General features: G+C 71.5%; 3 protein-coding genes and 1 pseudogene. All 4 read right to left on the bottom strand.

All coding sequences use genetic code 11. The features are described from left to right. Positions 1-45: 45 nt before the first annotated feature. On the bottom strand, positions 46-4,722 hold the full coding sequence (locus DY240_RS09460) for a ThuA domain-containing protein (RefSeq protein WP_158602794.1): 4,677 nt from the start codon (positions 4,720-4,722) through the stop codon (positions 46-48). Between the two features lie 660 nt (positions 4,723-5,382). After that, positions 5,383-6,390: an inorganic phosphate transporter gene (locus tag DY240_RS09450; protein WP_119659679.1), complete on the bottom strand. Its 1,008-nt coding sequence runs from the start codon at positions 6,388-6,390 to the stop codon at positions 5,383-5,385. Between the two features lie 4 nt (positions 6,391-6,394). Then, entirely contained in the window at positions 6,395-7,006 is a 612-nt protein-coding gene (locus DY240_RS09445) for a DUF47 domain-containing protein (RefSeq protein ID WP_119659678.1), read from the bottom strand. 94 nt (positions 7,007-7,100) lie between these two features. Continuing rightward, positions 7,101-7,763, bottom strand: a pseudogene (locus DY240_RS31805) (hypothetical protein); the annotation flags it as partial.

Raw genomic sequence — 7,763 nt, 5'->3', positions numbered from 1 at the left:
CCCGCCACGACACTCGTCGTGGCGGGCGCGCCCACGTGCTAGGCGTCACCGCGGGCCGGCGGCGCCTCCCCGGCCGACGCCGGACTCGGCGGCGGCCCGGCGGATCATGCCGGCCTCCCGGGCGTCGACGACGCCGTCGGCGACCAGCCGGTCCAGCACCTCACCGACGTGACGGAGGAAGGCGCCGCTGGTGCCCCAGTCGCGGTCCTCCTCGATGAGGTCGTTGATCGTGCAGCCGTCGGCGTCCGCCCGGTTCGGTACGCCGCTGTCCACCGTGCCGACCACGACCGTCGCCCGCGGGTCGGGCAGCGGGCAGGTGGCGTCGACCGGGGCGATCCACACGTCGCGGAACTCGACGTCGGAGCCGTCGTGGTGGTTCTGGAACCCGATGTGCCCCTCGAGCGCCCGGCTGCCGTCGCCGGTGTAGGTGTTCACCAGCTGCCCGTTCAGCCAGACGGTGTAGGTCTGCCCGACGGCGCGGATCTCGTAGGTGTTCCACTCGCCGATCGGGTTGGCCAGGACGTCGGTGATGGTGGCGAAGTTGTAGATCGAGCCGGTCTTCTGCGGGTCACCGCCGCCCGGGTCGTCGTGGATCTGCGCCTCGTACCCCCGCACGCTGTCGTCGGGCTGGCGGACCCACGGGCCCTCCCAGTCCAGCGGCGCCGGGAAGCGCATGAACACCCCGGAGTTGTCGCCGGCGTTGTTCATCCGGTACTGCAGCCGCAGGTGGAAGTCGCCGAAGGCCCGGGGCGTGTACCACAGCAGGCCGCCGGAGCCGCGGCTGAGCAGGGTGCAGTCCGACGTGACGGTGAACGAGCCGTTGCCCACCATCTCCCAGCCGTCCAGCGTCTTCCCATCCCAGAGGGCGGTGAAGCCGTCGGCCGGCTCGGGGTCCGGGCAGACCTGCGGCTCGGTCTCGGCGAGCTCGAAGCGGTCGAACGCCACGTCGACGACGGGGATGCTCGGGTCGCCGTCGCCGCCGGACAGCGCGACCACGCCGACGCTCCACGACGACGCCGCGCCCAGGCCGTACGGGCGGCCCAGCGGCGTCCATGCCTCGCCGTCGGCCGAGTACTCCGCGGTCACCTGCAGCCCGTCGCTGACCAGCCGCAGCTGGAAGGTGTCGGGGAAGTCGGCCGGCAGCGCGACGTAGTCGTCGGTGGTGTTGCGTTCCTGCCCGCCGGCGACGGTGAAGAACGACATCCGCCGGGTGCCGTCCGGCCGCGCCATCACGACGGCCTTGGCGAAGTCGGCGTCACCGGCGTGCAGCACGAGGCCGGCCTGCTGGAACGCCGTGTTCACATCGGCGGTGACCCTCGTGGTGGCGGTCCAGCCGCCGTCCGGCGCCGGCCGCATGACCAGGTTCGTCGCGTCGGCCCGGGCGGCGGTCAGCTCGCCGTGTGCCGTCGGCAGCACCAGCTGCCCGCCGGTCACGTGGTAGCCGTCCGGGTCGTGGCGGACGATCGAGGTCCAGCAGGACAGGTCCAGCGCGTCACCGTCGAACTCGTCGACGCCGCCGTCCTCGCACGGCGGGGGCGGCACGCTGACGCCGTCGCCGTTGAACCGCACCCAGTCCAGCGCCAGCAGATCCGCGGTGACACCCTCGTTGCGGAAGACCAGGTAGACGTCGAACGTCTCCCCCGGGTCGGCGAGCTCGGTGGTCCGCTCGACGACGGTGTCGACGCCGCCGGTGACCGGCACGTCCACCGAGCCCAGCAGCTCGCCGTCGGGAGCGTCGCGGCGCACCTCGACGGTGCCGCCGTGCGCGGCCGACGACGCCCCGACGGTGAGCGACTCGATGTTCGTCAGGTTCACCGTGTCGAACCTGATCCAGTCGCCGTGCGAGATGCTGCCCACCCGGGCCCGCGCGCTGGCCAGCGGCCGCTCGAACACCTGGACGCCCTGGCCGGCGGCGAAGTGCTCGGCCTCGCGCCGCTTCGGGTTGAGCCGGACCGCGTCGCCGCCGGTCAGCGGCTCGACGCCCGGAGCGCCGGCATCGGTGAAGCCGGCCTCGAGGACGTAGTAGAGGTTGGTCTCCTGCCCGTGCCCGCCGTCGGTGATGGTCGGGATCGTCCCGGTGCAGTTCGGGTAGTTGTCCAGCGGGTGCGCGTGCTGGTCGTGGCCGAGCAGGGCCCCGACGGTGACGGCACCGCACTCGATCTCGCCGCCGGCGATGCTGCCGTCCTCGGCGTCGTCGACCGCCACGTCGTAGGCGACCTCGTCGCCCCAGTCGAAGAACCCGCCGTGCGGCGGCCAGCTGAACCCGACCTCGGGTCGGGTGTTGCCGGCGGAGATCCGCACCGCGCTCACCGAGCTGCGGTCCCGGCTGTCGGTGACGGTGAGCAGCGCGGTGTAGTTGCCCGCCTCGGTGTAGGTGTGCGACGGGTTCGGCTCGTCGGAGGTGGCGCCGTCGCCGAAGGACCAGTGGTAGGTCATCGGCAGGCCGGCCGGGTGCTCGGTGCCCTCGCTGGAGAACTGGACGGTGAGCGGCAGCTGTCCCGACGTCGGGGTCCCCGACGCCTTCGGGACCGGCGGCCGGTCGCCGCCCACGTAGTCGATGCGGTAGATGCCGGCGCCCTCGTTGACGTCGCCGCGCCCGGCCCCGCTGCCGGAGCCGAAGTCGATGACGTACAGCGAGCCGTCCGGGCCGAACGTCGCGTCGAACGGGCCCCGGAACGTGGTGGAGCCGAGCACCGGGTTGATCGACAGCAGGTCGCCCGTCTCCTCGACCCGGGTGAACGTCTTGTACCAGTTGCGGGCGTACTCGAAGACGAACCACTTGCCGTCGTAGTACTCGGGGAACTTGGTGTCGGACTCCAGGTCCGGGTCGTAGTCGTAGACCGGGCCGCTCATCGGCGCCGCGCCGCCGCTGCCCAGCTCCGGGAAGTCGGGCGACGTGCCGTAGCCGTACCAGACGTAGGCCTCCCGCACCGGCGGCAGCTGCTGCAGCCCGGTGTTGTGCGGTGAGTCGTTGACCGGTCCGCCGGCGCAGTCGAACGGCTCGCCGGACTCCCCCGTGGCGAAGTCGTAGTCGATGTAGGGGATGTTGTTCCCGACGCAGTGCGGCCAGCCGTAGTTGCCCGCCTCGCTGACGACGTTCCACTCCACCAGGCCTTCCGGACCGCGCTCCGGGTCCGGCTGCGTCGCGTCCGGCCCGTAGTCGGCGACCAGCAGGTCGCCGGTCTGCTGGTCGACGGTGATCCGGAACGGGTTGCGGAACCCCATCGCGTAGATCTCCGGCCGGGTCTTGTCGTCGGTGTCCTCCGACTCGGGGAACAGGTTGCCCTCGGGGATGGTGTAGCCGCCGTCGTCGGTCGGGACGATCCGGATCACCTTGCCGCGCAGGTCGTTGGTGTTGGCCGAGGTGGCCTGCGCGTCCCAGGCCGCGCGGCCGGGCCGCTCGTCGATCGGCGCGTAGTTGTTCGACTGCGAGAAGTCGGTGTTGTCGCCCATCGAGGCGTAGAAGCTGCCGTCCGGGCCGAACTCCACCGCACCGCCCATGTGCACGTTCGCCAGGCCGATGTCGCGCCAGGTCGGGAAGCTCAGCAGCCGGCTCTCGGACTCCATGTCCAGCAGCGACGTCTCGAAGTCGAAGGTGAACCGGGAGATGTTGATCTGCGCGACGTCGGGGTCGGAGTACATCGCGTACACCCAGCCGTTCTCGGCGAAGTCCGGGTCCAGCGCGAAGCCGGTCAGCCCGTCGGAGTGCCGCGCCGTGCTGAGCCCCAGCTGCAGGTCGCCGGCCGTCGTGACCTCCAGCGTCTGCTGGTCGATCAGCTTGAACTGCCCGGTGCGCTGGATGTACATGACCCGGCGGTCCGGCAGCACCTCCAGCTCGAACGGGTCGGCGAGGTCGTCGGTGAGCTGCGTGACGGCGAAGCTCTCGGCGTCCGTGGCGCCGCAGTCGCCCGGCACCGCGCCGGCCGCCCAGGTGATGCCGCCGAGCAGGTGGCCGGCGAACTCGGGCTCGTCGAACGCGGCGGCGTCGTGGCCTCCGGCGGTGTACCAGGACCGGCCGCCGTCGTAGACCTGACACCACGAGAACGGGTGGTTCAGGCCGGAGGCCAGGCCGGGGATGCCGTCGCGCAGCTTGACCTCGGCCAGCACGTGCACGCTGCCGGTCGGGTCGGCGTCCAGGTTGACCCAGCCCTCCGAACGCTCCCACAGCTGCGGCAGGTGGCTGGTCGACGGGTGCACGCGGTCCAGCACCTCGATGCGTCCCGGCAGCGTCCCGCCGGCCGTGCCGAGGTCCGGGTGGCCGCTGATCCGCGCGCCGACCAGGCCGCCGTACCATGCCCAGTCCGGCTCGGACTCGGCCGCCGAGTGCAGCCCGACGTAGCCGCCGCCGTTCTGGATGTAGCGGGTGAACGCGGCCCGCTCCTCCGCCGACAGCAGCGCGCCGCTGTCCGCCGTGGAGTGGGTGTTGTTGAAGACGACGACGTCGAAGCCGGCCAGGTCCGCATCGGTGAACAGCGCGGTGGAGTCGTCGACCACCACCTCGAAGTCGTGCTCGGCCCCCAGCTCCTGGATGAGCTGCGCACCGGCCGCGACCGACTCGTGCGGCTGCCCGGTCACCTTGGAGAACACGAGGGCGCGGAACTGCGGCTCCGCCTCGGCGGCCGCGGCGGGTGGATCGGGGGCGGCGGCCGTCGGCGGGGCGCCCGCGAGAGCGGCCGCCAGGACACCGGCGGACAGGGCTGAGAGCAGGCTGGATCGGCGCATTCGGGACTCCGTCCACGCGGGGGTCAGGACGATCGGAAAGCGCTTACCGTCGACCACTCTGTCGGTGATCACTCGTCGCTGTCAAGACCCCCGTCGGCGCGTGGGGTTGATCGCGAGCGTTGGGCCCGTCCCCCTGCTGCCCGATTGTCTTGGCCGCGCACGCGCGCCTCAAGCGGACTATTGGGCGCTTCGCGCGGCGATGACCGCTTGACGCGCCCGTCCGCGGCTAAGAACGGGCAGCTATCAGGGGGACGGGGGAAGAGCGGCGACGACGCCGCGTTTGTTCGGCCGCTTCTGCGTGGCGTTGGTGTCGTTGAGCGTCCACCTGGTGAGATTTCGCCGTGATTCGGGGGCCATCACGAGGATTACCCCAGCGTCAACACCCCTACTGCCATGGTGAAGCTCACGAAATCCTCGTGATGTAGACGATCCTGGATGATCATCGCCGTCCACGACCCGACAAAGCACGCGAAACGGGCACGCCAAACGCCGAGGCGTGCCCACATCCTCCCCGTCCCCCTGATAGCTGCCCGTTCTTGGCCGCGCAACCGCGGGTCAAGCGGATCCTCGTCGGCGCGAAGCGCCCAAAATGGTCCGCTTGAGGCGCGGTTGCGCGGCCAAGAAAATGGGCAGCAGGGGGACGGGGAGCCCACCCCGACGTCAGAGCGAGCTGAGCCCCGGGACGAGGTGGAGGAGCCCGTAGCTGAGCGCCGCCGCGAGGCCGGCCATCGGGATGGTGAGCACCCAGGCGCCGACGATGTTGCCGGCGACGCCCCAGCGGACCGCCGACAGCCGCTTGGTGGCGCCGACGCCGATGACGGCGGACGTGATGGTCTGGGTGGTGGAGATGGGCGCGTGGTAGGCGAACGCCGTCGTGTAGAGGACGCCGGCGGCCACGGACTCCGCCGCGAAGCCCATCGGCGGGTCGAGGTGCACGATGCGCCGGCCCAGCGTCCGCATGATCCGCCAGCCGCCGGCGTACGTGCCCGCCGCGAGCGCCGTCGCCGCCAGGACGATGACCCACCACTGGACCTCGAAGCCGGTCTGGTAGTTGCCGACCACGAGCGCCAGCGTGATGACGCCCATGGTCTTCTGCGCGTCCTGCAGTCCGTGGCCGAGCGCCATGGCGGCCGCGCTCAACGTCTGCGCCATCCGGAATCCCCGGTTGACCCGGCCGGGATGCGCCCGGCGGAAGATCCACTGGATCGCCGTCATCACCAGGAACGCCAGCAGGAACCCGACGAACGGCGAGACCACCATCGGGATGACGACCTTCTCGAAGATGCCGGTCCACTTGACGGTGTTGGCCGAGGCGAGCGCTGCGCCGACCAGGCCGCCGATGAGCGCGTGCGACGAGGACGACGGCAGGCCGAACCACCACGTGACGAGGTTCCAGACGATGGCGCCGACGAGCGCCGCCAGCACCACCAGCAGTCCGCTGTCGCCCGTGGGCGCCTCGATGATGCCGGACCCGACGGTCTCGGCGACGCCGGTGCCGAGGAAGGCGCCGATGAGGTTCATCGACGCGGCCATGAGCAGCGCGGCCCGCGGTGTCAGCGCGCGCGTCGAGACCGACGTCGCGATGGCGTTCGCGGCGTCGTGGAACCCGTTGGTGTAGTCGAACGACAGCGCGACGACGATCACCGTCAGGATGAGCGCGAGCTCCACCCGCTCACGACTCCTTGAGAGCGATCTGCTCGACGATGTTGGCCACCGTCTCGAAGCCGTCGACCGCCGACTCCAGCGTGTCGACGACGTCCTTGAGCTTGTGCACCGTCAGGGCGTCGTACTCGCCGGAGAAGATCCGGGCCAGCAACCGCCGGTAGTCCTGGTCGGCCTGGTTCTCCAGCCGGTTGACCTCGATCCAGTAGTCGGTGAGCTCGGACGGCGTCTGCAGCCGCGGCATCGCCGCGGCGGTCAGCTCGGCCGCGCGGTCCAGGACGTCGACGAGGTCGCCGACGCCGGACGGCAGGTCGCCCACCCGGTAGAGCACCATGAGGTCCAGAGCGGCCTCGACGTCGTCGAGCACGTCGTCGAGCGCGCCGGACAGCCGGTAGATGTCCTCGCGGTCGAACGGCGTGACGAACGTGGAGTTGACCCGCCGGATGATGTCGTGGGTGTGTTCGTCGCCCTGGTGCTCGACCTCCTTCAGCCGGACCGCGATGTCGGCCCGGTCGGAGTCGGTCGCGAGCGCCTCGGACAGCAGCCGCACGCCCTCGCGCAGGTTGCGCGCCGAGGCGGCGAACAGATCGAAGAAGGCGTTGTCTCGCGGAGAAAAGCGCACGAAACTCCTCTGTCGGACGTAGGCGAACGGTGGAATGCTAGACGGTGAACAGTGTGTGACGCGGCACACGCGCCCTCGGTTCACCAGTGGATCTTCAGCCGCGCCACCCGTCGAGGTCGGTCAGCGAGAGGTCGGCGGGCCACCAGCCGGCGCCGAACGAGTCGAAAATCAGCACCGCACCGCAGGCCATGACGAACAGGGCGCCGAGCACCACCCACCCCACCTCGCGCGAGCGGTCGAGCGGGGCCAGGATGGCCCGGATGCCGTGCCGGCTGCGCACGGTGCCGGGACCACGCCAGACCAGCCATGTCGCCACGATGGCCGCCCCGATCGACGGCGTGCGCGCGCCGCCCGCGTCGAGCAGGTCCAGCATGCCGCCGACCAGCAGCGCGCCGGCCGCGGCCACCAGCAGCTGGGCCAGGCACGGCACCGCCGCGGCCACGACGTCCCAGGGCGCGGCCAGCGCCGCCACGACGGAGTCGTTGCGCTGAGCGCCGCGCGCCTCGCGACGCTCGAACAGCCGCCGCTGGATGCGCCAGACGATGCGGCCGGTCAGCAGGATCAGGAGGGCGGCGACGGCGCCGGCGTACGGCATACCGGCGATGAGGAACACCAGCAGCAGCCCGCCCAGGCCGATGGCCAGCCGGGACCGCCAGCTGCGCGACGCCGGCGCCTCGCCGCCCGGCCGCGGCGGCGGCACCGCCAGCGGAGACGGCTTCGGCGGCGGCTGCTCTCGCGCGCGGTGGTCGCGGACGCG

Origin of the sequence: Jiangella rhizosphaerae, assembly GCF_003579925.1 — a bacterium.
GTDB classification, from domain to species: domain Bacteria; phylum Actinomycetota; class Actinomycetes; order Jiangellales; family Jiangellaceae; genus Jiangella; species Jiangella rhizosphaerae.
Note: the sequence above shows the minus strand (reverse complement) of the source record. Positions and strands in the feature narration are given on the sequence as shown.